The organism is Pseudomonas sp. Marseille-Q0931, assembly GCF_940789645.1.
Lineage (GTDB): Bacteria > Pseudomonadota > Gammaproteobacteria > Pseudomonadales > Pseudomonadaceae > Aquipseudomonas.
Window position 1 is genome coordinate 677,655 of record NZ_CALNWT010000001.1, and the last position, 24,959, is coordinate 702,613.

Consider the following 24,959-nt stretch of genomic DNA (forward strand, 5'->3'; position numbering starts at 1 on the left):
CCCGATGATTACAGGGCGACTGCCGGGCTTTCGGCCAGGGCATGCAGGTGGAAGCTGCGGGCATAGGCAGCGGGGTCGCTGCCGTCCCAGCGGGTGCCGTCCTGCAGAATGGAGCAGCGCATCTCGCCCGGTACGGCGATGCCCAGAGCTGTGGCGGCCTCGCGATACAGCCTCAGTTGCTGGACCTGGCGCGCCACCGTGAGGTAGTCGGGGTCGCTGCGCAGCAGGCCCCAGCGGCGGAACTGGGTCATGAACCACATGCCATCGGACAGGTACGGCTGGTTGACCAGGCCGTCGGCGTGAAAGCGCAGCGGGTGCTCGTCCAGCCAGGCGTGGCCCAGGCCGTCCTGGTAATGACCGAGAAAGCGCGGGGTGATGACCGAAAGCGGGGCGTCGACGTAGTCGCTGCCGCTGAGCAGTTGCGCAGTGCTGCGCTTGTTTTCCTCGCTTTCGTCAATGAAACGGGCCGCTTCGAGCACCGCCATGATCAGGGCGCGGGCGGTATTGGGATTTTGCTCGGCGAAGGCACGGGTGCAACCCAGTACCTTTTCCGGATGATCCGGCCAGATTGCCTGGATAGTGGTCAGGGTACAGCCGAGTTGTTCATCGACGGCCTTGGCGGTCCAGGGTTCGCCGACGCAGAAACCGTCGATGCGCTCGGCTTTCAGGTGCTCGACCATCTGCGGTGGAGGGACCACCACGCTGTCGACGTCGCGCAGGGGATGAATGCCCTGGCTGGCCAGCCAGTAGTAGAGCCACATGGCATGAGTGCCGGTGGGGAAGGTCTGGGCAAAGGTCAGGCGCGCTTCATGTTGGTGCACGTGCTCGCGCAGTGCTTCGCCGCTGGTCACGCCGACGGCCTGCAGTGTGTGCGAAAGGTTGATGCTCTGGCCGTTCTGGTTCAACCCCATGAGCACGGCCATGTCGGTGGCCGTGCTGACGCCCAGGCCCAGGTGCACGCCGTAAATCAGGCCGTAGAGGCTGTGCGCCGCATCCAGCTCGCCGCTGAGCAGGCGATCACGCAGGCCGGCCCAGGACGTCTGGCGATGCAGTCTGATGCTGAGCCCGTACTTCTCGGCGAAGCCCTGCGTGGCGGCAACGATTACCGAGGCCGAGTCGCTCAGGGCCATGAAACCGATGTTCAGCACGCTCTTCTCGGGGGCGTTGCTGCCCCAGGCCCAGGCCAGGGTATCGTCGCGAGGGGTGTTGTGTTCGCTCATGCTGCATCCTTAGGTTCACGCAAAAGACGTTGGCCAATGGACTACCGGCCATAAAAAAGCGTCGCATCCATCCCGGCTGCAGAGCCGGGCTGAATACGACGCCGTTGTCGATCAAGCCGTCCGTTGGGCGGGCCTTTTGCGGTGAGATGAAGCAAGGCATATGCCAGTGCGTACTGCCGGCCTCAGCGCTCGAGCATCTGCTTGACGTTGTTTTGCGGAATCTGCTGCTTGCGACCTTCGCTGTCGGTGAACTCGAGCATGCCGGTGTCTTCATCCAGTTCCGGCTTGCCATCGCTGGTGAGCATCTGGCCGTCATTAGTGGTGATGATGTACTCGCTGGCACAGCCGGCCAGGCCGAACAGGCACAGGGCGATAATGATCCATGGTTTCATGATGAACTCCTGAATGGTTGATTGGGAAACTCCCATCTCAGAAGGTAGACGGTGGCGTATCGGCTGCAAGCCGGGTGCGGCAAAACGCCGTTCGGGGCGCATAAAAAAGCCCCGCACTAGGCGGGGCTCTTCTCACGACGCTTGGATCAGGCCTGAACGACCGGGATCTTGGCGTTGGCCGCGGCTTCACGGAAGTCGGCGATCTGGTCGAAGCTCAGGTAGCGGTAGATGTCGCCAGCCATGCTGTCGATATCCTTCGCATAGGCCATGTACTCCTCGACGGTCGGCAGCTTGCCGATGATCGAAGCGACCGCAGCCAGTTCGGCAGAGGCCAGGTACACGTTGGCGCCATCGCCCAGACGGTTCGGGAAGTTACGGGTCGAGGTCGACACGACGGTAGCGTTGGCAGCGACGCGAGCCTGGTTACCCATGCACAGCGAGCAACCCGGCATTTCCATGCGCGCACCGGCCTTGCCGTAGATGCCGTAGTAGCCTTCTTCGGTCAGCTGGTGGGCATCCATCTTGGTCGGCGGCGACAGCCACAGACGGGTCGGGATACCGCCCTTGACCTTGTCCAGCAGCTTGCCGGCAGCGCGGAAGTGACCGATGTTGGTCATGCACGAACCGATGAACACTTCGTCGATCTTGTCGCCAGCCACGGTGGAGAGCAGGCGGGCGTCGTCCGGGTCGTTCGGGGCGCACAGTACCGGCTCGTTGAGCTGGCTCAGGTCGATCTCGATGACTTCGGCGTACTCGGCGTCCTTGTCGGCTTCCATCAGCACCGGGTTGGCCAGCCAGGCTTCCATCGCCTGGGCACGACGCTCCAGGGTGCGGGCATCGCCGTAGCCTTCGCTGATCATCCAGCGCAGCAGGGTGATGTTGGACTGCAGGTACTCGGCGATGGCCGCTTCCGGCAGCTTGATGGTGCAGCCGGCAGCCGAACGCTCGGCGGAGGCGTCAGACAGCTCGAACGCCTGCTCGACGGTCAGGTTGTCCAGGCCTTCGATCTCGAGGATGCGGCCGGAGAAGATGTTCTTCTTGCCTTTCTTCTCGACGGTCAGCAGGCCTTTCTGGATGGCGTAGTAAGGGATGGCATGGACCAGGTCACGCAGGGTGATACCGGGTTGCATCTTGCCCTTGAAGCGCACCAGAACCGATTCCGGCATGTCCAGCGGCATTACGCCGGTGGCGGCGGCGAAGGCGACCAGGCCGGAACCGGCCGGGAAGCTGATGCCGATCGGGAAGCGGGTGTGCGAGTCGCCACCGGTGCCGACGGTGTCAGGCAGCAGCATGCGGTTCAGCCAGCTGTGGATGATGCCGTCGCCCGGACGCAGGGACACGCCGCCACGGGTGCGGATGAAATCCGGCAGGGTGTGGTGGGTGGTGACGTCGATCGGCTTCGGATAGGCCGCGGTGTGGCAGAAGGACTGCATCACCAGGTCAGCGGAGAAGCCCAGGCAAGCCAGGTCTTTCAGCTCGTCACGGGTCATCGGGCCAGTGGTGTCCTGGGAGCCGACGGTGGTCATCTTCGGTTCGCAGTAGGTGCCCGGGCGTACGCCTTCGACGCCGCAGGCCTTGCCGACCATCTTCTGCGCCAGGGTGAAGCCCTTGCCGCTGTCAGCCGGTTGCTCCGGCTTCTTGAACAGGTCGGAGGCCTCCAGGCCCAGCTCGGCACGCGCCTTCTCGGTCAGGCCGCGGCCGACGATCAGCGGGATACGGCCGCCAGCGCGGACTTCGTCGAGCAGCACCGGGGTCTTCAGTTCGAAGGTGGTGATGACTTCGTCGGTGCCGTGCTTGCAGACTTTGCCCGCGTGCGGGTAGACGTCGATCACGTCGCCCATGTTGATGTTCGACACGTCGAATTCGATCGGCAGGGCGCCGGCGTCTTCCATGGTGTTGTAGAAGATCGGGGCGATCTTGGTGCCGAAGCAGAAGCCGCCAGCGCGCTTGTTCGGAACGTACGGAATGTCGTCGCCGAAGAACCACAGCACCGAGTTGGTGGCGGACTTACGGGAAGAGCCGGTACCGACCACGTCACCGACGTAGGCAACCGGGAAGCCCTTGGCCTTGATTTCTTCGATCTGCTTCAGCGGACCGATGGCGCCTTGCTGCTCCGGCACGATGCCGTCGCGAGCCATTTTCAGCATGGCCAGGGCGTGCAGCGGGATGTCAGGGCGCGACCAGGCGTCCGGGGCAGGGGACAGGTCGTCGGTGTTGGTTTCGCCAGGTACCTTGAATACGGCCAGGCTGTACTTCTCGGCGATGGCCGGCTTGTTGGTGAACCACTCGCCATCGGCCCAGGACTGCATGACGGCCTTGGCGTTGGCATTGCCAGCCTTGGCTTTCTCGGCGACGTCGTGGAAGGCGTCGAACATCAGCAGGGTGTGCTTGAGTTGTTCGGCAGCGACGGTGCCCAGGCTGGCATCTTCCAGCAGCTCGACCATGGTGGCGATGTTGTAGCCGCCCTGCATGGTGCCCAGCAGCTCGACGGCGCGTTGCTTGCTGATCAGCGGGGAAGTGGCTTCGCCCTTGGCAACGGCAGAGAGGAAACCAGCCTTGACATAGGCGGCTTCGTCAACGCCTGGCGGTACACGGTTGGTGATCAGGTCTACGAGGAATTCTTCTTCGCCAGCCGGCGGATTCTTCAGCAGCTCGACCAGGCCTGCGGTTTGTTCGGCGTTCAGCGGCTGGGGCACGATACCCTGAGCGGCACGCTCTGCTACGTGTTTGCGATAGGCTTCAAGCACAGTTATTACCCTCATCAGTGGTCCCAAAGGGTTGTCCGGGACGCGATCCAGATACCCACGAACCAGGCGCTTTTCGACTTTATGAGCCGAGCAGCCGAGGTTTCATGAGTGTCTTGTAGAAGCTGCTTTCAAAGTTTTACGCCGGCAGGACGGTTTCTGATGAGGGCGGGCGCAGAGACTCGGGGGGACTCCGAGTGGCTGCGCCGCCATCGTACCTGCAGGATCGACTGTGCTCGTGACGCTTTGAAAACAGCTTCCAACGGACATTGGCGCCGTAAAAGGCGGGCCGATTCTAATGGAAAGCGCGGATAAAGTTAAGCCGATGTCCCCGTATCAGTGGGGGTGATAAGGATTAGACAAAGGGCTAAGATGCCAGGCTGTTCAGTTGTCCGTATTGCTTTGCCATGTCCAATCAGCGCATCAAGACGCCCTGCGTGGGCCTTTGCTCGACCGTCTACGGTGATGTCGTGTGCCGCGGTTGCAAGCGCTTCCACCATGAGGTGATCAACTGGAACAGCTACACCGACGAGGAGAAACGCGCCGTCTGGACGCGCCTGGAAGTGCTGCTGGTACAGGTGATGACGGCCAAGCTTGAAGTGTTCGACGAGCAGCGCCTGCGGCAGCAGTTGGAGCAGCGGCAGATTCGCTTCGTGCCGCAGCAGTCTCCCTACTGCTGGGCCTACCAGCTGATCGCACGGGGCGCGCGGGTGATCAATCAACTGGAAGCCTACGGCATGGTGCTGCTGCCGGAGTTCCGCAACTGGGCGCTGCCCGATCTGCGCGATGCCATCGACAGGGAGTTCTTCCTGCTCTCCGAGGCGCACTACGAGCGCTACATCGCGCCGAAGTTTCTGCGTGAAGGCCTGGAGCTGAGGGTGTAGTTCGGTCTTTGGATATGAAAATGCCGCTCGGAAACGAGCGGCATTTTCGTTTCAGGCGCTGTTTCAGCGCTGTGCTACCAGTTCCTCGAGATGGGCGATGACTTCGTCCGGCTTGAGCACCAGCACGTCGCTTTCCAGTGCATCGAGTACGACCTCGGCGGTATTGCCGATCAAAGCGCCGGAAAGCCCCGTGCGTGCGACGGTGCCGATCACGGTGACTGCGGCATCGAGCTGGTGAGCCACCTGTGGAATCACCACGTCAGCTGGGCCTTCGAGCACATGCAGGCGCTCGTCACTGATGTCGTATTCGGCCTGGAAGCTGCGGCACTGCTCGCGGTAGCGCGCCTCGATGGTTTCCTTGAGCTGGAAGGTCGGGTCGGCTGCCGACAACATAGGCGTCGGGTGTGCGGTGGTCACGTGCAGCGTGCCCTTGGCCAGACCGGCGATATCGTAGCCGTGGCTGATGATGCCGGCATGCAGGGTGCGGTGCTCGCCGTCGGCATTACCGACGTCAACTGCAGCGAGGATCTTACCGCCGGTCCATGGACGCTCGGTCTTGACCATCAGCACCGGGCCGGGGCAATAGCGCAGCAATTTCCAGTCCTCGGGGGTGAGGAGGGCTTTCTTCAGCGGGTTGTCCGGCAGGTGCTGCTTGATCACCAGGCCGCAGCCCTCGGCCTGCTGCACGGCGATGATGGTCTGGTGCTGGTTGTCATGCCAGGACTGCTGGGTGGAAACGCTGAAACCTTCCCCGGCGAGACTGCTGCTGAGATCGTTGAGCCACGCGCTGTGGTCGCCTTTCTTGTCGCATACCAAGAGGTGCAGATGCGACTGGGTGACTCCGGCTACCAGTTTTGCCCGCTTCAGCGCGAGGCCTTCGGGGTGCTGGGGTTCCATCACCACCAGAATGCTACGGATCGCTTGCATGGTCGTCTCCCTGAGAATGAATAGCGCTTATCCAACTATAGGTGCGTCATTGCCAGCAGCTTCTTGACCTGTATCAACGGCGTGCTGGTCGTGCGGCCTGCCACTCGTATAATGGCCCGCCATTTCCAACCTCGCCAGCACCGAGAGCGCTTCAAATATGATGTCAAATGCCGAGCATGTTCCGAGTAACGGTGAGGAACCTGTAACGATCCTGCAGGAAATTCTCGAGTTTCTCGGCGGCGTCGCGACCCCCGACGCCTGGCTGGAAGAGGCCCTGCGCCAGCAGGAAATCCTTCTGCTCGACCACCGCAATCTGGAATACAAGGCAGCACAGACCGCCCTTAGCCTGATGGGGCGCTACCTGACCAAGACCGAATTGACCGCGAGAATGTCGCGTTTGGCCCGTGAGGAGCTGGTGCATTTCGAACAGGTGAGCAAGATCATCCGCGCGCGTGGCATCGAAGTTCGCCATGTTTCCGCGTCGCGCTACGCGGCGGGATTGCGGGCGCTGCTGCGCGGTGGCGAAGTGGAGCGGCTGGTGGACGTACTGGTGGTCGGCGCCTTCATCGAGGCGCGCTCATGCGAGCGTTTCGCCGCATTGGTGCCGCGTCTGGATGCCGAGCTGGCCAAGTTCTACGCCGGATTGCTGGAGAGCGAAGGACGCCACTACCGCGGCTATCTCAAACTCGCCTATCTGTATGGCGACGCGGCGGACGTGGACGCGCGTATCGAGGTGGTGCGGGCGGTGGAACGGGAACTGATCACCTCGCCGGACGAGCAGTTCCGTTTCCATAGTGGTGTGCCCATAGAAAGCAGCCGCGAAGCGGCCATCTGATGATCCGAAGGGCGGGAGAGGGCATTGCAGCCGCCGTCGCCCTCTCCCTACGCGGGCCGCCCCGACCCCTCTCCCATAAATGGGAGAGGGGAGTAAAGCCTTGCAGTCGTAGCCCGGATGAAATCCGGGGCTTTCGATAAATCCCGGATTTCATCCGGGCTACGGTCAGGCTGGCGTCAGCTCGAACGGCGCCTGATTGAACCCGTCTTCATCGACCTGCAGCGCCCAACCCTGGCGATCCCAGTCGCCCAGCACGATGCGCCGTGCCGGTTGGCCGTTCACGTTCAGCTCATGTATGGCTGGCCGATGGGTATGTCCATGGATCAGCGTACGTACGCCGTGCTCGGCCATTACCCGGACCACTTCCTCGGGGGTGACATCGACGATCTCGCGGGCCTTCATCCGCGTCTGTGCGCGGCTTTCGTTGCGCAGCTTGCGCGCCAGCTTTTGCCGGGTGGCGAGCGGCAGGTTGCGCAAAATCAGCAGCGATAGCGGGTTGCGCAGCCAGCGGCGCAGCTTCATGTAGCCGACATCCAGGGTGCACAGGCTGTCGCCGTGCATCAGTAGCACCGGCTCGCCGCCCATCTGCACCTTGTGTGGGTCGCTCAGCAAAGTGCAGCCCGCCTCGCGGCAGAAGCGCTTGCCGATAAGAAAGTCGCGATTGCCGTGCATCAGGTAGATGCGCGTACCGCTGTCGCTCAGTTCGCGCAGCGCGCCAGCGATCTCGTGCTGGAAGGGCGTCATGCCGTCGTCGCCGATCCAGACCTCGAAGAAGTCGCCGAGGATGTACAGCGCCTCGGCCTGGCGCGCGCGGGTGGCGAGAAAATGCAGAAACGCCCGGTTGATGTCCGGGCGTTTCTCTTCGAGATGCAGATCGGAGATCAGCAGGATCATCGACTTACTCGGCTACGATTTCGGCCTTTTCGATGACCACGTCATCCACCGGCACGTCCTGGTGGCCGGCCTTCATGGTGGTGGCCACGCCCTTGATCTTCTCGACTACGTCCATGCCTTCGACCACTTCACCGAACACGGCGTAGCCCCAGCCCTGAACGGTCGGCGCGCTATGGTTGAGGAAGCTGTTGTCGGCGACGTTGATGAAGAACTGCGCGCTGGCCGAGTGCGGCTCCATGGTGCGAGCCATGGCGATGGTGCCGACCTTGTTGGCCACGCCATTGTTGGCTTCGTTCTTGATCGGTGCGCGGGTCGGCTTCTGCTTCATGCCCGGCTCGAAACCGCCGCCCTGGATCATGAAGTTGCCGATCACACGGTGGAAAATGGTGCCGTCGTAATGGCCTTCCTTCACGTATTGCTCGAAGTTGGCCACGGTTTCCGGGGCCTTGTCGGCGAACAGGTTCAGGGTGATGACGCCGTGGTTGGTGTGCAGTTTGATCATGATCGTATCCGTGATGAGGCAGATTCGAGCCAGTGGCCCGGGATGAACGGCCCTGACAGGTTGGCATGCACCCTGTCAGGGGCTTGACAGGTTGGTTATGATACGGACTTTGCCCGAGGCGGCCTACCCGTGCCGCGCCAGTATTGTTAAGGACACCATGAGCAAGCCCACCGTCGAAAAAGCTGCCAACTTCCTGCGCCCCATCGTCCAGGCCGATCTGGACAGCGGCAAGCACGCCAAGATCGTGACCCGCTTCCCGCCGGAGCCCAACGGCTACCTGCACATTGGCCATGCCAAGAGCATCTGCCTGAACTTCGGCCTGGCCGAAGAGTTCGGCGGCCAGTGCAACCTGCGTTTCGACGACACCAACCCGGCCAAGGAAGACCAGGAATACATCGACGCGATCAAGGCCGACGTCGAGTGGCTGGGCTTCAAGTGGGCGGGCGAGGAGCGCTATGCCTCCAACTATTTCGACCAATTGCACGCCTGGGCCGTCGAGCTGATCAAGGCCGGCAAGGCCTTCGTCTGCGATCTGAATGCTGAAGAGATGCGCGAGTATCGCGGCAACCTGACCGAGCCAGGCAAGAACAGCCCGTTCCGCGAGCGCAGCGCCGAAGAGAACCTTGACCTCTTCGCCCGCATGAAAGCCGGCGAGTTCCCCGATGGCGCCCGCTCGCTGCGCGCCAAGATCGACATGGCCTCGCCGAACATCAACCTGCGCGACCCGATCCTCTATCGCATCCGCCACGCCCATCACCACCAGACCGGTGACAAGTGGTGCATCTACCCGAGCTACGATTTCACCCACGGCCAGTCGGACGCCATCGAGGGCATCACCCACTCCATCTGCACCCTGGAGTTCGAGGATCATCGCCCGCTGTACGAATGGTTCCTGGAGAACCTGCCGGTGCCGGCGCAGCCGCGCCAGTACGAATTCGCCCGCCTGAACCTGAACTACACCATCACCAGCAAGCGCAAGCTCAAGCAACTGGTCGACGAGAAGCACGTCAACGGCTGGGACGACCCGCGCATGTCGACCCTGTCCGGCTATCGTCGTCGCGGCTATACCGCCGCCTCGATTCGCACCTTCTGCGACATGATCGGCGTCAACCGCGCCGGCGGCCTGGTGGATATCGGCATGCTCGAGTTCGCCATTCGTGACGATCTGGACGCCAATGCCGCCCGCGCCATGTGCGTGCTCAAACCGCTCAAGGTGGTGATCACCAACTACCCGGAAGGCCAGGTCGAGAACCTCGAGCTGCCGCGCCATCCCAAGCAGGACATGGGCGTGCGTGTGCTGCCGTTCAGTCGTGAGATCTACATCGACGCCAGCGACTTCGAGGAAACCCCGCCGGACGGCTTCAAGCGCCTGATCCCGGGCGGCGAAGTGCGTCTGCGTGGCAGCTACGTGATCCGCGCCGATGAGGCGATCAAGGATGCCGCCGGTAATATCGTCGAGCTGCGCTGCTCCTATGACGAGAACACCCTGGGCAAGAACCCGGAGGGCCGCAAGGTCAAGGGCGTGATCCACTGGGTGCCGGCTGCAGGCAGCGTCGAGTGCGAGGTGCGCCTGTACGACCGCCTGTTCAAGTCGCCCAATCCGGAGAAGAGCGAAGAGGGCGGCAGCTTCCTCGACAACATCAACCCCGAGTCGCTGGTGGCGCTCAGCGGTTGCCGCGCCGAGCCATCGCTGGCCCAGGCGACGGCTGACGACCGCTTCCAGTTCGAGCGCGAAGGTTACTTCTGCCTGGACAAGGATTCCCAGCCTGGCAAGCCGGTGTTCAACCGCACCGTGACCCTGCGCGATTCCTGGGGGCAGTAAATGGCACTGTCGATCTATAACACCCTGACCAAGACCAAGGATGCCTTCAAGCCGCTGGTCGATAATCAGGTGCGCATGTACGTATGCGGCATGACCGTCTATGACTTCTGCCACATCGGCCACGCCCGCGTGATGGTCGCCTTCGACGTGGTCACCCGCTGGCTGCGTCAGCGCGGTTATGACGTGACCTACGTGCGCAATATCACCGACATCGACGACAAGATCATCAAGCGCGCCAATGAGAACGGCGAGCCGTTCGAAACGCTGGTCGAGCGCATGATCGCGGCAATGCACGAGGACGAGGCTCGCCTTTCCGTGCTGCGCCCGGACATCGAACCGCGCGCCACTGGTCATATCGCCGGCATGCACCAGATGATCCAGACCCTGATCGACAAGGGTTTTGCCTATGCGCCGGGCAATGGCGACGTGTACTACCGTGTCACCAAGTTCGAGACCTACGGCAAGCTCTCAAGGCGCAAGATCGACGAGCTGAAGATCGGCGCGCGCATCGAAGTGGACGAGATCAAGGAAGACCCGCTGGACTTCGTGCTGTGGAAAGCTGCCAAGCCGGGCGAGCCAAGCTGGGATTCGCCCTGGGGCAAGGGTCGCCCGGGCTGGCATATCGAGTGCTCGGTGATGTCCACCTGCTGCCTGGGCGAGACCTTCGACATTCATGGCGGCGGTCCGGATCTGGTGTTCCCGCACCATGAGAACGAAATCGCACAGAGCGAGGCGGCCACCGGCAAGCAGTACGCCAACGCCTGGATGCACGCCGGCGCCGTGCGCGTGGACGGCGAGAAGATGTCCAAGAGCCTGGGCAACTTCTTCACCATTCGCGAGGTGCTGGAAAAGTACCACCCGGAGGTGGTGCGTTACCTGCTCGTGTCCAGCCACTACCGCAGCCCGATCAACTATTCCGAAGAGAGCCTCAAGGAAGCCAAGGGCGCTCTGGAGCGTTTCTACAACGGCCTCAAAGGTCTGCCGGAAGCGGCACCTGCCGGTGGCGAGGGATATGTGGAGCGCTTCGGCGCGGCGATGGACGACGACTTCAACTCGCCGGAAGCCTGCGCCGTGCTGTTCGAGATGATCCGCGAGGTCAACCGCCTGCGTGAGGCGGACGTTCAGGCCGCCGCTGGCCTGGCTGCGCAGCTCAAGCAGTTGGCTAGCGTGCTGGGTGTGCTGCAGTTGGAGCCGGGTGCATTCCTGCAAGCCGGCGCTGCGGGCAAGGTCGACGCGGCCGAAGTGGATGCGCTGATCGCCGCTCGCCTGCAGGCCCGCGCCGACAAGAACTGGGCGGAATCCGACCGCATCCGCGACCAGCTCACCGCCATGGGCGTGGTGCTGGAAGACGGCAAGGGCGGCACCACCTGGCGTCTGGCCGAATAAGCCTCATGCTCAACGACGAAGGCCGCTGGAAAGCGGCCTTCGTCGTTTCGGCTCAGGCCACGGGCATCTGCGCCAGCAGCTTGTCCAGCGTGACGGGATAGTCGCGCACCCGCACGCCAGTGGCGTTGTAGATCGCGTTCGCCACCGCCGCGGACACTCCGCAGATACCCAGTTCGCCCACGCCCTTGGCCTTCATCGGCGAGGAGAGGGCATCGCTCTCGTCGAGAAAGACCACCTCTTGATGCGGGATGTCGGCATGCACCGGCACCTCGTAGCCTGCCAGGTCGTGGTTGATGTACAACCCGTAGCGGGTGTCCACCGACAGCTCCTCCATGAGTGCCGCGCCCACGCCCATGGTCATGGCGCCGATCACCTGGCTGCGCGCCGTCTTCGGATTGAGGATGCGCCCGGCGGAACAGACCGCCAGCATGCGCCGGACTCGCACTTCCGCAGTGGCGGCATGCACGGCCACCTCAACGAAATGTGCGCCGAAGGTCGAGATGCGGTAGCGCTTGTCCAGGTCGCCGAACTCGATGCCATCTTCGGCCTCCAGCGTTCCGCCTGCCGCTGCCTCGGCGAGCGTGGCGCGCTTGTCGTCATGGCGGACTTCGCCATTGTCGAACACCGCCCGGGCGGGATCAAAGCCGAGCTTGCGCGCAATCTGTTCGCGCAGCTTCACGCAGGCGGCATAGACCCCCGCGGTGGAGCTATTGGCGCCCCACTGGCCGCCTGAGCCAGAGGAAACGGGAAAGCTCGAATCGCCTAGCTTTACGCTCACCTGGTCCAGCGTCACACCGAGCATTTCCGCAGCGGTCTGGCCGATGATGGTGTAGCTGCCGGTGCCGATGTCGGTCATGTCGGTCTCGACGGTCAGTCGGCCTTGTGCATCGAGGCGCACGCGCGCGGCAGACTGGGTAACCGGTCCGTCGCGAAACGCGCCGGCCATACCCAGGCCGATCAGCCAGTCGCCCTCGCGGCGCGTCGCAGGCTTGGCTTCACGCTCGGCCCAGCCGAAGCGTTGCGCACCCTGCAGCAGGCATTCCTTGAGGTGGCGCTGCGAGTAGGAACGCTCGGGTTTCTCCGGGTCGACCAGCGAATCGTTCATCACGCGGAAGTCGACGGGGTCGAGGCCGAGCTTCTCGGCCATCTCGTCCATGGCGATCTCCACGGCCATCGAGCCAGGCGTGTCGCTGGGGGCGCGCATGGCGTTGGCTTCTGGCATGTCCAGTGCCGCCAGGCGCGAGCTGGACATGCGGTTGGCACCCGCGTACAGCGGCCGCGAGTAGATCACTCCGGATTCGGCGGTGTTGGCGTTGAGGTCACCGGACCAGTTGTCGTGGCCGATCGCGACGATCTGGCCGTCGCGCCTGGCGCCGATGCGGATGCGCTGGATGGTGGCCGCGCGATGGGTGGTGTTGTTCATCATCAGTGGGCGCGGTAATGCCACCTTTACCGGGCGTCCGGCTGCGCGAGCGCCCAGCGCCGCCATCAGCGCGTCGGCGCGGATGAACAGCTTGCCGCCGAAGCCGCCGCCGACGTAGGGCGAGATCAGTCGCACCTTGTCGACGTCTATGCCCAGTGTTTCGGCCAGATCCTTGGCGCCCCAGGCGATCATCTGGTTCGAGGTCCACAGGGTCAGCCGGTCGTCGTCCCAGCGGGCCATCGAGGCGTGCGGTTCCATCATCGCGTGGGACTGGTCGGGCGTGTGGTAGGTGGCGTCGAGCTGCACGGGGGCGCTGGCGAACGCGCTGTCGAAGTCACCGACGGCAGTGTCCGGCTCGCTGCCGGCGACTTTCTCCGGCTTCTTCGCCGTGTCCTTGGCTGCTTCGAGGTCGAAGTTACCGGGCTGACGCTGGTAATCGATCTTCACCAGCTCGGCGGCGGCGCGTGCCTGCTCGAAGCTTTCGGCCACCACCAGGGCGACGGCCTGATGATAATGCTCGATCTCGGGGCCGCCGAGCAGCGTGGCATTGTTGCGCTCGCCCTTGTTCAGGTCGGGCGCCGTGTCGGCGGTGACGATGGTGATCACGCCGGGCGCGGCCCTTGCCTGAGACAGGTCCATGGAGACGATGCGCCCCTTGGCGATGGCCGCGCCGACGATCTGCCCGTAAGCCAGATCGGCGACCTCGGCGTGCCATTCGTAGGCGTAGGTGGCGGTGCCGGTGGTCTTCAGCGGGCCGTCGATGCGATCGAGCGGCTGGCCGACCACGCGTTGGCGGTCGATGGGGTTGGCGCCTTCGGCGGTTTCGAATTTCATGCGTCGGCCCTCGCTTGCGCCAGTACGGCGCCTAAGGTGCGTTGGACCAGGGTGAGTTTGAAGGCGTTGTGCGGCGTGGGTCGGGCATCGGCGAGCAGCCGTTCGGCGACGGCCTCGGCACCGCGGGGCAGTTCGGCTTCCGCCGCCTCCACGCGCCAGGGTTTGTGGGCGACGCCGCCAAGGGCGATGCGACCGTTGCCGTCTGGCTGGAAAACCGCTGCCACCGAGACCAGGGCGAAAGCGTAGGAAGAGCGGTCGCGAACCTTGTGGTAAACATGCCGGCCGCCGAGCGGCTTGGGTAGGGTCACTGCGGTGATCAGCTCGCCTGGGGCCAGCACGTGCTCGATGTGCGGCGTGTCACCAGGCAGGCGATGCAGCTCGGCGATGGGGATGCGGCGCACCTGGCCGTCGGGCTGCACGGTTTCCACCATGGCGTCTAGCAGGCGCATGGCGATCGCCATGTCGCTGGGGTGGGTAGCGATACAGGCGTCGCTGCTGCCGAGCACCGCGTGTTGGCGGCTGATGCCTTCGCGTGCTGCGCAGCCGGAGCCAGGCTGGCGCTTGTTGCACGGCAGGTTGGTGTCGTAGAAGTAAGGGCAGCGCGTGCGTTGCAGCAGATTGCCGGCCGTGGTGGCCTTGTTGCGCAACTGGCCGGAAGCCCCGGCAAGCAGGGCGCGGGCCAGCACGGCGTAGTCGCGACGAATGCGGCTGTCGGCGGCCAGGTCGGTGTTGCTCACCAGCGCGCCTATGCGCATGCCGCCATCGTCCGCCGGCTCGATGCGGTCCAGCCCGAGGCCGTTGACATCGATCAGGTGCAACGGCGTCTCGATCTCGAGCTTCATCAAATCCAGCAGGTTGGTGCCGCCAGCGATGAACTTGGCGCCGGGCATGCGCGCCGCCGATGCTGCGGCCTCGGCTGGCGTGCCTGCGCGTTCGTAGGAAAAGGGTTTCATCCGCGTTCTCCCGCGACTTCGTCGATTGCTTCGATGATGTTGGAGTAGGCGCCGCAGCGGCAGATGTTGCCGCTCATGCGCTCACGCAGCTCGGCGTCGCTGCGTTCGGGTGCGGCTTGCAGATCGTCGGTCACATGGCTGGGCACGCCCTGGTCGATCTCCTCGAGCACGGCCACGGCCGAGCAAATCTGCCCAGGCGTGCAGTAACCGCACTGGTAGCCGTCATGCTTGATGAATGCAGCCTGCATCGGGTGCAGGTGCTCGGGCGTGCCAAGCCCCTCGATGGTGGTGATCTCGGCGCCCTGGTGCATCACTGCCAGGGTCAGGCAGCTGTTGACGCGGCGGCCGTCGAGGATGATGGTGCAGGCGCCGCACTGGCCGTGGTCGCAGCCTTTCTTGCTGCCGGTGAGGTGCAGGTGCTCACGCAGTGCATCGAGCAGCGAGGTGCGGTTGTCCAGTTCGAGTTGGTGAGGTTGGCCATTGACCGTGAAGCCCACCCTGGACTTCTGCACTGCGCGTACGGGGCGCAGTTCGCTGACTTCGGCAGCGCTCAGGCTCGCGACCGGGGCGCTGCCCAGTACCAGGAGGCTGCGGCTCAGCGACAGGACGTCGCGTCTTGAATAGCCATGGCTATTGGCGGAATCACTCATGCGTGTCTCCTTCGCTTGGCAGGTGGGCGATGCGCGATCGCCGCCAGGAGTGCGGTGTCTAGATTCCGACTGTGTCGGCGCCGCACAAGTTGCAATAACCTGTACGGCCGCGGAGATTGGGCTGGAGAGGGCGGCACGCGCCGCAAAAGAAGGGGCGGGACCGTTCTGGTCCCGCGGTGCAAGGCAGGCTTGGTCTTCGCCGGTCAGTCGCCCGAGGGTTGCAGTGCCGCGATGATCTGCAGGGCGAGGCGCACGCGCTCGGCATTGGGGTAGTTGCGATTGGCGAGTATCACAACGCCGGTATCACGCGCCGGCAGCAGCAGGATGTAGGCGCCGAAGCCATTGGTCGAGCCTGTCTTGTTCAGCAGCAGGTCGCCCTCGGCTGGTTTCGGCACGCTGAAGCGTTCTACGGGCTGGGGTTGCAATGCCATGTCGGCGGAGTTGCCGGCCTGCAACTTTTCCAGGCTGATGGGATAGGTGTAGCGCTCCCAGCCCAGGGCCTGCGTCATGTCGCCGACCTGATAGTAGCCACGATGAGTGGCGCTGATGGCCTGGCGTAGCGGTGCCGGCAATTGCTCCTGATGCAGGTTGGCGTCGATGAAGTGCAGCATGTCGGCGGCGCTGGATTTCAATCCGTAGGCCTCGGCGTCCAGCGCCCCGGGATTTACCCGCACGGCCTTGTCGTCGCGGTAGCCCCAGGCATAACGGTGCATGTCCTCGGCCGGTATCTTCACGTGGCTCTCCTGCATGCCCAACTGCGGCAGCAGGTCCTGCTCCATCAACTGCTGAAATGGCTCGGCCAGGCTGGCCGCCGCCAGGTGGCCGAACAGACCGATGCTGGGGTTGGAATACAACCGTTGCGTGCCCGGCGCATACACCGCCTGCCAGTTGCGGTAGTAATCGAGCATCGTCGTATCGTCGCTGACCGCGTCGGGAAACTGCAATGGCAGGCCGCCGGCCGTGTAAGTGGCCAGATCCAGCAGGCTGATGTGATCGAAGGCGCTGCCTTGCAGGGCCGGCAGGTATTGGCTGGCGTTGTCGCTGAGGTTCAGCGTGCCGCGCGCTTCGGCGTAGGCGCCGAGGGTGGCGGTGAACAGCTTGCTGATCGACCCCAGCTCGAACAGGGTGTGGCGATCCACGGCCTGGCCGCTTTCGCGCGATGCGACGCCGTACTCGAAGAAATGTGATTGCCCCTTGTGGCTGATGGCAATGGCCATGCCGGGGATGGCATAGGCCTGCATCATCGATTTTGCTGCGGCGTCCACCTGTGTTTCCAGTGAAGGCGCTGCCGGTGCGTGGCTGGCGGCCAGCAGCGCCAGGGCGGCGAAAAGTGGGCGGTAAAGGTGGCGCATGCTGAGTTCCTTTCGTGGCTGGCGATGCCGGCCCGCTCGGAGTTCGGGCAGGATGGCAAATGTCTGGCTTGGGCTGGTTCTGCGTATAAAGGTTCAGGGCCGCACGCCCTGTTCGCGCAGGCGCTTGTACAGGGTGTTGCGGCTCAGGCCGAGGTGGCGGGCCAGGTAGGAGATATTACCGCCGCAGGCCTGGTACTGGCTGGCAAGATCGCCACTATTCGGCTCGGGATGCGCCGGCAGGTTGGTGTCGGTTGGCAGGTCGAGGAAGAAATCATCCGGCAGGTGCTCGGCGCGGATGGGCTGGTCTTCGGCCATGGCCAGTGCAACGCGCAGCACGCTGGCGAGCTGACGTAGATTGCCGGGCCACGGATGGTGCTGAAACAGCTCCAACACCTCGCGGCTGATGCCGGCGCGCTGGTCGGGTTCGCGGTGCTGCTGCCACAGTTGCTGAAACAGCGCCTGCCTGTCGCTGCGCTCGCGTAGCGGCGGCAGCTCCAGGTTCAGGCCGCTGATGCGGTAGTACAGGTCGGCGCGGAACTGGCCGCTGTCGACGTCCTGGCGCAGCGGGCGGTTGGTGGCCGAGACCAGGCGCACATCGACCGGATGCAGTTCGCTGCTGCCCAGTGGCTGTACGCAGCGCTCCTGCAGCACGCGCAGCAGCCGCGCCTGAACACGCAGGGGCATGTCGCCGATCTCGTCGAGAAACAGCGTGCCCCTGTGCGCCTTGCGGATCAGCCCGATGTGACCTTTCTGGCTGGCTCCAGTAAAGGCGCCTTTCTCATAGCCGAACAGTTCGGACTCCACCAGTTCCGCCGGAATGGCCGCGCAGTTGACCGCGATGAAGGGTTGATCGGCGCGTGAACTGGCGCGATGCAAGGCCCTGACGAACACCTCCTTGCCGGCACCGGTTTCGCCCTGCACCAGAATCGGTATGTCCTTTTCCAGCAGTCGCTCGGCCTGGCGGATGGCCTTATCCATGCGCTCATCACCGAGGCTCAGGGTGTGCAGTTGTGGCTCTTCGGACGTGCTCGGCGTGACGGGCGGGCGGAAATCACGCGCCTGAATCGGTACGGGTCGGGCAGGGCGCCGTACCCGCGCGTGGAAACGAAAGCGGCCGCTGGTGCGCAGATTGAATGGCTGGCCGTCCGGCTGGTTGAGCAGCTGCTGCAGCGGTACGTCGAACAGTTGCTCGATGGCGCCGTAGGTCAGGGGTTGGCCGAGCAGGTTGTCGGCGCGGCGGTTGGCGGACACCACATGGCCCTGTTCATCGAACACCACCAGGCCGGCCCAGGGGCTGTCGAGGTTGTCCAGGCTGGTATTGAAACTGAGCAGGTGGTACTGGTCGGCGAACAGCTTGAGGATCAGGCGGTTCTCCACGGACTGGCTCATCATCTTGACCATGCCCAGGGTGTGCGCCGGCGGCAGGTAGCTGTCGCTGGACACATCCAGCACGGCGATCATGCGCCGTTGTTCGTCGAAGATCGGCGAGGCCGAGCCGGTCATGAAGCGGTTGGCCTTGAGGAAGTGCTCGTCGTGCTGAATGTGCACGGCCTGCCCGCAACTCAGCGCGGTGCCGATGGCGTTGGTGCCGGTGTAGCGTTCCAGCCAACTGGCGCCGGCGACGAAACCGGCGGCCTGACGTGGCTCGATGAAGCGCTGGTCGCCCCAGGATTGCAGCAGCCGGCCCTGGTCGTCGGCGAGCATGATCAGGCAGTTGGAGTTGGAAAGGATGGTGTCGTAGTAGGGCAGCACTTCTTGATGGGTGGTCTGCACCAGGGCCTGACGGCTTTCCAGCAGGGCCGAGAGTTCGCCGGTAGGCGGCGGATCGAAGCGGGGTGCGCTCTGGTGGGTCAGGCCATAGTCACGACAGCGCGACCAGGACTCCTGGATGATGGTGTCGTGCGCCGGGACGCGGGCAGCTTCTGTCATGGTGCGATCTCTTCTTGTTGGTTCGCGATCTGCGCCGCGATCGATCCAGTCTCGTTCAAGATTGTTCAAAGTCAACGAACGAATTGTTCAGTTGTTCACATCTGACTGTTCAAAAGTGTTCAGTGAAAGCCGGGCTGAAAAAGCCTCGTTGGCAGGTTTTCGATTTCCATCAATTAGATACGTCGGATTTCAAGGCGCTGGCACGCTTGTCGCAATCGATGTTCGCAATCGAATGGCACGACAAGAAAAAGGACAGGCCATGTCGCTCAAGCTCGAACACGTCACCCGTATCGTCGATGGCCAGGTGCATATCGACGATGCCTGCCTCAGTTTCGAACCTGGCTCTTTCAATGTTCTGCTCGGTCGCACCCTGGCCGGCAAGACCAGCCTGATGCGCCTGATGGCCGGGCTGGATCGGCCCAGCAGCGGCCGTGTGCTGATGAACGGCGCCGATGTCACCGGTGTGCCGGTGCGCCAGCGCAACGTGTCGATGGTCTATCAGCAGTTCATCAACTACCCGACCCTGACGGTGTTCGAAAACATCGCCTCGCCGCTGCGTCAGGCCGGTGTGGCCAGGGAGCTGATCATCGAGAAGGTCGAGGCCACGGCACGCATGCTGCGTATCGACAAGCTGTTGCCGCGCTACCCGCTGGAGCTCTCCGGCGGCCAGCAGCAGCGCACGGCCATGGCCCGGGCGCTGGTCAAGGACGCATCCTTGATCCTCTTCGATGAGCCCCTGGTCAACCTGGACTACAAGCTGCGCGAAGAGCTGCGCCAGGAGATGCGCGAGCTATTCCAGGCGCGCCATACCATCGCCATCTACGCCACCACCGAACCCAACGAGGCGTTGGCCCTCGGCGGCACCACCACCATCCTGCACGAGGGGCGGGTGGTGCAGAGCGGCAAGACCGCCGAGGTCTACCACCGCCCGCAACAGGTGCTGGCCGCCGAGCTGTTCTCGGAGCCTGCGATCAACCTGATGCCGGGGCGCATCAGCGGCTCCGAGGTGAGCTTCGCCGACTGCGTGCACTTTCCGCTCAACCCCGATCTGCGCGGCATCGCCGAGGGCGAGTACCGCTTTGGCGTGCGTCCCAGCCATATCGGCCTGGTGCCGTCCAACGACGATGATCTGGAGCTGGCGGTAACCGTCGAGCTGGCCGAGATCAGCGGCTCGGAAACCTTCCTCCACGTGCGCAACGAGCAGTTCGTGTTGGTGCTGCACCTGCCGGGCGTGCACGAGTACGCGGTGGATACCCCGATCCTGATCTATATCCCCACCCACAAGCTGTTCGTCTTCGCTGCCGATGGGCAATTGGTGCAGGCGCCCAGTCGCCGCCAGGGGAGGGCCGCCTGATGGCCGAGATTCGTTTGCACAACCTGGCGCACAGCTACAGCGGCACGCCGAAAGCGCCGGAAGACTACGCGATTCGCGAGATGAACCACATCTGGCAGCAGGGCGGCGCCTACGCGCTGCTGGGGCCGTCGGGCTGCGGCAAGTCGACGTTGCTCAACATCATCTCCGGCCTGCTCAGTCCTTCACAGGGCGAGGTGCAGTTCGATGGCAAGGCGGTCAATACGCTGTCGCCGCAAGAGCGCAACATCGCCCAGGTTTTCCAGTTCCCGGTGGTCTACGACACCATGACGGTGTTCGACAACCTGGCCTTCCCGCTGCGCAACCAGGGCATGGACGAAGCGCGGGTGATGAGCAAGGTGCACGAGATCGCCGAAGTGCTGGAGCTGCACCCGCTGCTGCACAAGAAGGCGCGTAACCTCACCGCCGACGAGAAGCAGAAGGTCTCCATGGGCCGCGGCCTGGTGCGTGACGACGTGTCGGCGATCCTCTTCGACGAGCCGCTGACGGTGATCGACCCGCACCTGAAGTGGAAGCTGCGGCGCAAGCTCAAGCAGATCCACGAGCAGTTCAACATCACCATGGTCTACGTCACCCACGATCAGCTGGAGGCTTCCACCTTCGCCGACAAGATCGCGGTGATGTACGGCGGGCAAATTGTCCAGTTCGGCACCCCGCGCGAGCTGTTCGAGCGCCCTGGGCACACTTTCGTCGGCTATTTCATCGGCAGTCCGGGCATGAATTTGATCGAGGTGCAGCGCTGCGAGGGCGGAGTGCGCTTCGCCGATACCGTGCTGCCGCTCTCCGACGCGCTCAACCAGCGCTTGGCCGAACTGGACGGCACGCGTCTGCAGGTCGGTATCCGTCCCGAATTCGTGCACATCTGGGACGGCGCTTATGAAGACGCGCTGTGCGCCCGCGTGCTGCACGTCGAGGACCTCGGCACCTACAAGATCCTCACCTTCGACCTCGATGGTCAGGTGCTCAAGGCACGTCTGCAGGAAGACCAGCCGGTGCCGCGCGAGCAGGTGTACCTGAGCTTCCCGGCTCAGTGGCTGATGCTCTACGCCGACGACTATCTGGTGGAGGTGGCGCCATGAAGGTGCAGAACAACAAGGCCTGGTGGCTGGTGCTGCCGGTGTTCCTGCTGGTGGCGTTCAGTGCCATCGTGCCGATGATGACGGTGGTCAACTACTCGGTGCAGGACATCTTCGACCCGTCCACCCGCTACTTCGTTGGCGTCGACTGGTATCGCCAGGTGCTGCAGGATCCGCGTCTGCACGACTCGCTGCTGCGCCAGTTCATCTTCTCCGCTTGCGTGCTGCTGATTCAGATTCCGTTGGGCATCGCCATCGCCCTGTGCATGCCGACGCGCGGGCGCTGGGCTTCGCTGTGTCTGATCCTGATGGCCATTCCGCTGCTGATTCCGTGGAACGTGGTCGGCACCATCTGGCAGATCTTCGGTCGCGCCGACATCGGCCTGATGGGCTGGACGCTGAACAAGCTGGGCATCAGCTACAACTACGCCTCCAACACCATGGACGCCTGGGTCACGGTGCTGATCATGGACGTCTGGCACTGGACCTCGCTGGTGGCGCTGCTGTGCTATTCCGGGCTGCGCGCCATTCCCGACGTCTACTACCAGGCGGCGCGCATCGACCGCGCGTCGAGCTGGGCGGTGTTCCGCCATATCCAGTTGCCCAAGCTGAAAAGCGTGCTGCTGATCGCGGTGATGCTGCGCTTTATGGACAGCTTCATGATCTACACCGAGCCGTTTGTGCTCACCGGCGGCGGGCCGGGCAACGCCACCACCTTCCTCAGCCAGACCCTGACGCAAATGGCCATCGGCCAGTTCGACCTGGGCCCGGCCGCGGCGTTCTCGCTGGTGTACTTCCTGATCATCCTGCTGGTGTCCTGGCTGTTCTACACCGCCATGACCCACGACGACAAAACCCGCTGAGGCCGACCATGATGCTGCGCAAACGTCTGGCACTGCTGATCTACTTCTTGTTTCTGCTGGTGCCGATCTACTGGCTGCTGAACATGTCGTTCAAGAGCAACACCGAGATTCTCGGCGGGCTCAGCCTGTGGCCGCAGAACTTCACCCTGGACAACTACCGGGTGATCTTCACCGATCGCAGCTGGTACGAGGGCTACCTCAACTCGCTGTATTACGTCAGCCTCAACACGCTGATCTCGCTCAGCGTGGCGCTGCCAGCGGCCTATGCCTTCTCGCGCTACCGCTTTCTCGGCGACAAGCACCTGTTCTTCTGGCTGCTGACCAACCGCATGGCGCCGCCGGCGGTGTTCCTGCTGCCGTTCTTCCAGCTGTATTCGTCCATCGGCCTGTTCGACACCCATATCGCCGTGGCGCTGGCGCACTGCCTGTTCAACGTGCCGCTGGCGGTGTGGATTCTCGAGGGCTTCATGTCCAGCGTGCCGAAGGAAATCGACGAGACGGCCTATATCGACGGCTACAGCTTTCCGAAATTCTTCGTGAAGATCTTTATCCCGCTGATCCGCTCCGGCATCGGCGTCACGGCCTTCTTCTGCTTCATGTTCTCCTGGGTCGAGTTGCTACTGGCGCGCACCCTGACCTCGGTGGACGCCAAGCCCATCGCCGCGGTGATGACCCGTACCGTGTCCGCCTCGGGCATCGACTGGGGTGTGCTGGCCGCTGCCGGGGTGCTGACCATCATCCCGGGGATGCTGGTGATCTGGTTCGTTCGCAACCATGTGGCCAAGGGCTTCGCCCTCGGTCGCGTGTAAGGGAGGTTCGTCATGAGCTGGATGGCCTGGACTCTACCGACCGCGCTGTTCTTCGCCGGCATCGCCGTGCTGCTGGCCGGCATGACGCTGGTCGAGCTGCGCTGGCCGTGCGTCGAGCGCAAGGGTTTTCTGCCGATCACCACCACCCGCGGTGATCGGCTGTTCATCGGTCTGCTCGGCAGCGCCTACCTGCACCTGCTGGTAATAGGCGTGACCGACTGGAGCGTGTGGATAGCCTCGCTGCTATCACTGTTGTGGTTGTGCGCAGTCATGCGCTGGGGCTGAGCCGGGCTGCCGCCGGTATGCCTCTCCCCAATATCCTGAGATGGAGGTCTCTATGTTCGTCGACAATAACAACAAGACCCGACATAGCATGGCGTTGGCTGCCTTGCTGGCGTTGTCCGGTTTGAGCGGTGCGGCCTGGGCGGATGCCTATGAAGAAGCCGCGAAGAAATGGATCGCTGATGAGTTCAACCCCTCGACCCTGACGCCCGAGCAGCAGCTCGAAGAACTGAAATGGTTCATCAAGGCCGCCGAGCCGTTCCGCGGTATGAATATCAGCGTGGTGTCGGAAACCATCACCACCCACGAGTACGAGTCCAAGGTGCTGGCCAAGGCCTTCAGCGAGATAACCGGGATCAAGCTCAAACACGACCTGCTGCAGGAAGGCGATGTGGTCGAGAAGCTGCAGACGCAGATACAGTCGGACAAGAACATCTATGACGGCTGGGTCAACGACTCCGACCTGATCGGCACGCATGCGCGTTACGGCAAGGCGGTGGCGATCAGCGACATGATCGAGGGCGAGGCCAAGGACTTCACTTCACCGACCCTGGATCTCGACGATTTCATCGGCATTTCCTTCACCACCGGCCCGGACAAGAAGATCTACCAGTTGCCTGACCAGCAGTTCGCCAACCTCTACTGGTTCCGTGCCGACTGGTTCGAGCGTCCGGAACTGAAGGCCAAGTTCAAGGAAATCTACGGCTACGAGCTGGGCGTGCCGGTCAACTGGTCGGCCTACGAGGACATCGCCGAGTTCTTCTCCAAGCACGTCAAGGAAATCGACGGTCAGCGCGTCTACGGCCACATGGACTATGGCAAGAAGGACCCGTCGCTGGGCTGGCGCTTCACCGATGCCTGGTTCTCCATGGCCGGCGGTGGCGACAAGGGCCTGCCCAACGGCCTGCCGGTGGACGAATGGGGCATTCGCGTCGACGGCTGCCGGCCGGTGGGTTCCAGCGTTGCCCGTGGTGGTGACACCAACGGCCCGGCGGCGGTGTTCGCCACACAGAAGTATGTCGACTGGATGCGCCAGTACGCGCCGCCGGAAGCGCAGGGCATGACCTTCTCCGAGGCCGGGCCGGTGCCGGCGCAGGGTGCTATCGCTCAGCAGATCTTCTGGTACACCGCCTTTACCGCTGATATGACCAAACCAGGCCTGCCGGTGGTCAACGAGGACGGCACGCCGAAATGGCGCATGGCGCCGTCGCCCAAGGGCCCGTACTGGGAGGAGGGCATGAAGCTCGGCTATCAGGACACCGGTTCCTGGACCTTCCTCAAGTCCACCCCGGAGAAGCAGCGCCTGGCCGCCTGGCTCTATGCGCAGTTCGTCACCTCCAAGACCGTGTCGCTGAAGAAGACCCTGGTCGGCCTGACGCCGATTCGTGAGTCGGACATCAACTCCGATGCGATGAGCGAAGTCGCGCCCAAGCTCGGTGGGCTGGTGGAGTTCTACCGCAGCCCGGCGCGCGTGCAGTGGACGCCGACCGGCACCAACGTGCCGGACTATCCGCGCCTGGCGCAGCTGTGGTGGCAGTTCATTGCCGAAGCCGCGAGCGGCGACAAGACTCCGCAGCAGGCGCTCGATGGTCTGGCCGCAGCGCAGGACACCATGCTCGGTCGTCTGGAGCGTTCCGGTGTGCTGGGTGAGTGCGGGCCGAAGCTGAACGAGCCGCGCGATCCACAGTACTGGTTCGACCAACCGGGTGCACCGAAGCCCAAGCTGGCCAACGAGAAACCCAAGGGTGAGACCATCGCCTACGATGAGCTGCTCAAATCCTGGGAGCAGGCGCGCAACTGAGGCGCGCGG

Annotated in this window: 21 protein-coding genes; 10 read left to right on the forward strand and 11 right to left on the reverse strand. The window is 63.5% G+C overall.

Annotated elements, in window-relative coordinates:
- Positions 1 to 8: 8 nt before the first annotated feature.
- The 3 genes from P3C50_RS03355 to acnB all read right to left on the reverse strand — a co-directional run bounded on the left by P3C50_RS03355 (position 9) and on the right by acnB (position 4,359).
- Positions 9 to 1,220: a CmpA/NrtA family ABC transporter substrate-binding protein gene (locus P3C50_RS03355; RefSeq protein WP_275544870.1), complete on the reverse strand. Its 1,212-nt coding sequence runs from the start codon at positions 1,218 to 1,220 to the stop codon at positions 9 to 11.
- Positions 1,221 to 1,402: 182 nt separating this feature from the next.
- Positions 1,403 to 1,612: a YgdI/YgdR family lipoprotein gene (locus P3C50_RS03360; RefSeq protein ID WP_197856348.1), complete on the reverse strand. Its 210-nt coding sequence runs from the start codon at positions 1,610 to 1,612 to the stop codon at positions 1,403 to 1,405.
- Between the two features lie 146 nt (positions 1,613 to 1,758).
- Positions 1,759 to 4,359, reverse strand: a complete 2,601-nt coding sequence (acnB, locus tag P3C50_RS03365) for a bifunctional aconitate hydratase 2/2-methylisocitrate dehydratase (protein WP_197856525.1) — start codon at positions 4,357 to 4,359, stop codon at positions 1,759 to 1,761.
- A gap of 404 nt (positions 4,360 to 4,763) precedes the next feature.
- On the opposite strand from acnB, the gene P3C50_RS03370 reads away from it, so the two are divergent.
- Entirely contained in the window at positions 4,764 to 5,240 is a 477-nt protein-coding gene (locus P3C50_RS03370; protein ID WP_161865404.1) for a DUF1289 domain-containing protein, read from the forward strand.
- Between the two features lie 63 nt (positions 5,241 to 5,303).
- On the opposite strand, the gene P3C50_RS03375 is transcribed toward P3C50_RS03370, so the two are convergent.
- Positions 5,304 to 6,167 carry a universal stress protein gene (locus tag P3C50_RS03375; RefSeq protein ID WP_161865405.1) on the reverse strand — a complete coding sequence of 288 codons (864 nt, stop codon included), beginning with the start codon at positions 6,165 to 6,167 and terminating at the stop codon, positions 5,304 to 5,306.
- 157 nt (positions 6,168 to 6,324) lie between these two features.
- Here P3C50_RS03375 and P3C50_RS03380 point away from each other — a divergent pair, with 157 nt between their 5' ends.
- A complete protein-coding gene (locus tag P3C50_RS03380) occupies positions 6,325 to 7,002 on the forward strand; it encodes a tRNA-(ms[2]io[6]A)-hydroxylase (RefSeq protein ID WP_275544871.1) in 678 nt (225 codons plus the stop codon).
- Positions 7,003 to 7,167: 165 nt separating this feature from the next.
- On the opposite strand, the gene lpxH is transcribed toward P3C50_RS03380, so the two are convergent.
- A complete protein-coding gene (gene lpxH / locus P3C50_RS03385; protein ID WP_275544872.1) occupies positions 7,168 to 7,896 on the reverse strand; it encodes a UDP-2,3-diacylglucosamine diphosphatase in 729 nt (242 codons plus the stop codon).
- A 4-nt stretch (positions 7,897 to 7,900) separates the two neighbouring features.
- Positions 7,901 to 8,398 (reverse strand): peptidylprolyl isomerase, encoded by a 498-nt coding sequence (locus tag P3C50_RS03390; RefSeq protein WP_024307989.1) that lies wholly within the window; start codon positions 8,396 to 8,398, stop codon positions 7,901 to 7,903.
- A 157-nt stretch (positions 8,399 to 8,555) separates the two neighbouring features.
- On the opposite strand from P3C50_RS03390, the gene P3C50_RS03395 reads away from it, so the two are divergent.
- Both P3C50_RS03395 and cysS read left to right on the forward strand, forming a co-directional pair.
- On the forward strand, positions 8,556 to 10,220 hold the full coding sequence (locus P3C50_RS03395; protein WP_275544873.1) for a glutamine--tRNA ligase/YqeY domain fusion protein: 1,665 nt from the start codon (positions 8,556 to 8,558) through the stop codon (positions 10,218 to 10,220).
- Positions 10,221 to 11,606 (forward strand): cysteine--tRNA ligase, encoded by a 1,386-nt coding sequence (gene cysS, locus P3C50_RS03400; protein ID WP_275544874.1) that lies wholly within the window; start codon positions 10,221 to 10,223, stop codon positions 11,604 to 11,606.
- A 52-nt stretch (positions 11,607 to 11,658) separates the two neighbouring features.
- On the opposite strand, the gene paoC is transcribed toward cysS, so the two are convergent.
- From paoC to P3C50_RS03425, 5 genes are all read right to left on the reverse strand, one after another.
- Positions 11,659 to 13,863 (reverse strand): aldehyde oxidoreductase molybdenum-binding subunit PaoC, encoded by a 2,205-nt coding sequence (gene paoC / locus P3C50_RS03405; protein WP_275544875.1) that lies wholly within the window; start codon positions 13,861 to 13,863, stop codon positions 11,659 to 11,661.
- Positions 13,860 to 14,816, reverse strand: coding sequence for an FAD binding domain-containing protein (locus P3C50_RS03410; RefSeq protein ID WP_275544876.1), 957 nt, complete (start codon positions 14,814 to 14,816; stop codon positions 13,860 to 13,862). Before P3C50_RS03410 ends, paoC begins: the two co-directional genes overlap by 4 nt.
- Positions 14,813 to 15,466, reverse strand: coding sequence for an aldehyde dehydrogenase iron-sulfur subunit PaoA (paoA, locus tag P3C50_RS03415; protein ID WP_275544877.1), 654 nt, complete (start codon positions 15,464 to 15,466; stop codon positions 14,813 to 14,815). The genes P3C50_RS03410 and paoA overlap by 4 nt, the downstream gene beginning before the upstream one ends.
- A 203-nt stretch (positions 15,467 to 15,669) precedes the next feature.
- Positions 15,670 to 16,818 (reverse strand): PRC family class C beta-lactamase, encoded by a 1,149-nt coding sequence (gene blaPRC, locus P3C50_RS03420; RefSeq protein ID WP_275544878.1) that lies wholly within the window; start codon positions 16,816 to 16,818, stop codon positions 15,670 to 15,672.
- A 93-nt stretch (positions 16,819 to 16,911) separates the two neighbouring features.
- Positions 16,912 to 18,747, reverse strand: a complete 1,836-nt coding sequence (locus P3C50_RS03425; RefSeq protein ID WP_275544879.1) for a sigma-54-dependent Fis family transcriptional regulator — start codon at positions 18,745 to 18,747, stop codon at positions 16,912 to 16,914.
- A gap of 259 nt (positions 18,748 to 19,006) precedes the next feature.
- Here P3C50_RS03425 and P3C50_RS03430 point away from each other — a divergent pair, with 259 nt between their 5' ends.
- From P3C50_RS03430 to P3C50_RS03455, 6 genes are read left to right on the forward strand one after another with little or no spacing between them, the layout of a single operon-like run.
- Positions 19,007 to 20,101 (forward strand): ABC transporter ATP-binding protein, encoded by a 1,095-nt coding sequence (locus tag P3C50_RS03430; protein WP_275544880.1) that lies wholly within the window; start codon positions 19,007 to 19,009, stop codon positions 20,099 to 20,101.
- Entirely contained in the window at positions 20,101 to 21,198 is a 1,098-nt protein-coding gene (locus P3C50_RS03435; RefSeq protein ID WP_275544881.1) for an ABC transporter ATP-binding protein, read from the forward strand. Before P3C50_RS03430 ends, P3C50_RS03435 begins: the two co-directional genes overlap by 1 nt.
- Positions 21,195 to 22,058, forward strand: coding sequence for a carbohydrate ABC transporter permease (locus tag P3C50_RS03440; RefSeq protein WP_275544882.1), 864 nt, complete (start codon positions 21,195 to 21,197; stop codon positions 22,056 to 22,058). The genes P3C50_RS03435 and P3C50_RS03440 overlap by 4 nt, the downstream gene beginning before the upstream one ends.
- A gap of 8 nt (positions 22,059 to 22,066) precedes the next feature.
- Positions 22,067 to 22,867: a carbohydrate ABC transporter permease gene (locus tag P3C50_RS03445; protein ID WP_003239933.1), complete on the forward strand. Its 801-nt coding sequence runs from the start codon at positions 22,067 to 22,069 to the stop codon at positions 22,865 to 22,867.
- A 12-nt stretch (positions 22,868 to 22,879) separates the two neighbouring features.
- A complete protein-coding gene (locus tag P3C50_RS03450) occupies positions 22,880 to 23,152 on the forward strand; it encodes a DUF2160 domain-containing protein (RefSeq protein ID WP_003459912.1) in 273 nt (90 codons plus the stop codon).
- A 52-nt stretch (positions 23,153 to 23,204) separates the two neighbouring features.
- A complete protein-coding gene (locus tag P3C50_RS03455) occupies positions 23,205 to 24,950 on the forward strand; it encodes an ABC transporter substrate-binding protein (RefSeq protein ID WP_275544883.1) in 1,746 nt (581 codons plus the stop codon).
- The last annotated feature ends 9 nt before the right edge of the window (positions 24,951 to 24,959 follow it).

Bases quoted from the DNA above. Each gene is read 5' to 3' on its own strand.
- P3C50_RS03450 (WP_003459912.1), top strand. From the start codon at position 22,880: ATGAGCTGGATGGCCTGGACTCTACCGACCGCGCTGTTCTTCGCCGGC.
- P3C50_RS03410 (WP_275544876.1), bottom strand. From the start codon at position 14,816: ATGAAACCCTTTTCCTACGAACGCGCAGGCACGCCAGCCGAGGCCGCA.
- paoC (WP_275544875.1), bottom strand. From the start codon at position 13,863: ATGAAATTCGAAACCGCCGAAGGCGCCAACCCCATCGACCGCCAACGC.
- P3C50_RS03395 (WP_275544873.1), top strand. From the start codon at position 8,556: ATGAGCAAGCCCACCGTCGAAAAAGCTGCCAACTTCCTGCGCCCCATC.
- P3C50_RS03455 (WP_275544883.1), top strand. From the start codon at position 23,205: ATGTTCGTCGACAATAACAACAAGACCCGACATAGCATGGCGTTGGCT.
- P3C50_RS03380 (WP_275544871.1), top strand. From the start codon at position 6,325: ATGATGTCAAATGCCGAGCATGTTCCGAGTAACGGTGAGGAACCTGTA.
- P3C50_RS03355 (WP_275544870.1), bottom strand. From the start codon at position 1,220: ATGAGCGAACACAACACCCCTCGCGACGATACCCTGGCCTGGGCCTGG.
- P3C50_RS03430 (WP_275544880.1), top strand. From the start codon at position 19,007: ATGTCGCTCAAGCTCGAACACGTCACCCGTATCGTCGATGGCCAGGTG.
- P3C50_RS03360 (WP_197856348.1), bottom strand. From the start codon at position 1,612: ATGAAACCATGGATCATTATCGCCCTGTGCCTGTTCGGCCTGGCCGGC.
- cysS (WP_275544874.1), top strand. From the start codon at position 10,221: ATGGCACTGTCGATCTATAACACCCTGACCAAGACCAAGGATGCCTTC.
- paoA (WP_275544877.1), bottom strand. From the start codon at position 15,466: ATGAGTGATTCCGCCAATAGCCATGGCTATTCAAGACGCGACGTCCTG.
- blaPRC (WP_275544878.1), bottom strand. From the start codon at position 16,818: ATGCGCCACCTTTACCGCCCACTTTTCGCCGCCCTGGCGCTGCTGGCC.
- P3C50_RS03425 (WP_275544879.1), bottom strand. From the start codon at position 18,747: ATGACAGAAGCTGCCCGCGTCCCGGCGCACGACACCATCATCCAGGAG.
- lpxH (WP_275544872.1), bottom strand. From the start codon at position 7,896: ATGATCCTGCTGATCTCCGATCTGCATCTCGAAGAGAAACGCCCGGAC.
- P3C50_RS03390 (WP_024307989.1), bottom strand. From the start codon at position 8,398: ATGATCAAACTGCACACCAACCACGGCGTCATCACCCTGAACCTGTTC.
- P3C50_RS03435 (WP_275544881.1), top strand. From the start codon at position 20,101: ATGGCCGAGATTCGTTTGCACAACCTGGCGCACAGCTACAGCGGCACG.
- P3C50_RS03440 (WP_275544882.1), top strand. From the start codon at position 21,195: ATGAAGGTGCAGAACAACAAGGCCTGGTGGCTGGTGCTGCCGGTGTTC.
- P3C50_RS03375 (WP_161865405.1), bottom strand. From the start codon at position 6,167: ATGCAAGCGATCCGTAGCATTCTGGTGGTGATGGAACCCCAGCACCCC.
- P3C50_RS03445 (WP_003239933.1), top strand. From the start codon at position 22,067: ATGATGCTGCGCAAACGTCTGGCACTGCTGATCTACTTCTTGTTTCTG.
- P3C50_RS03370 (WP_161865404.1), top strand. From the start codon at position 4,764: ATGTCCAATCAGCGCATCAAGACGCCCTGCGTGGGCCTTTGCTCGACC.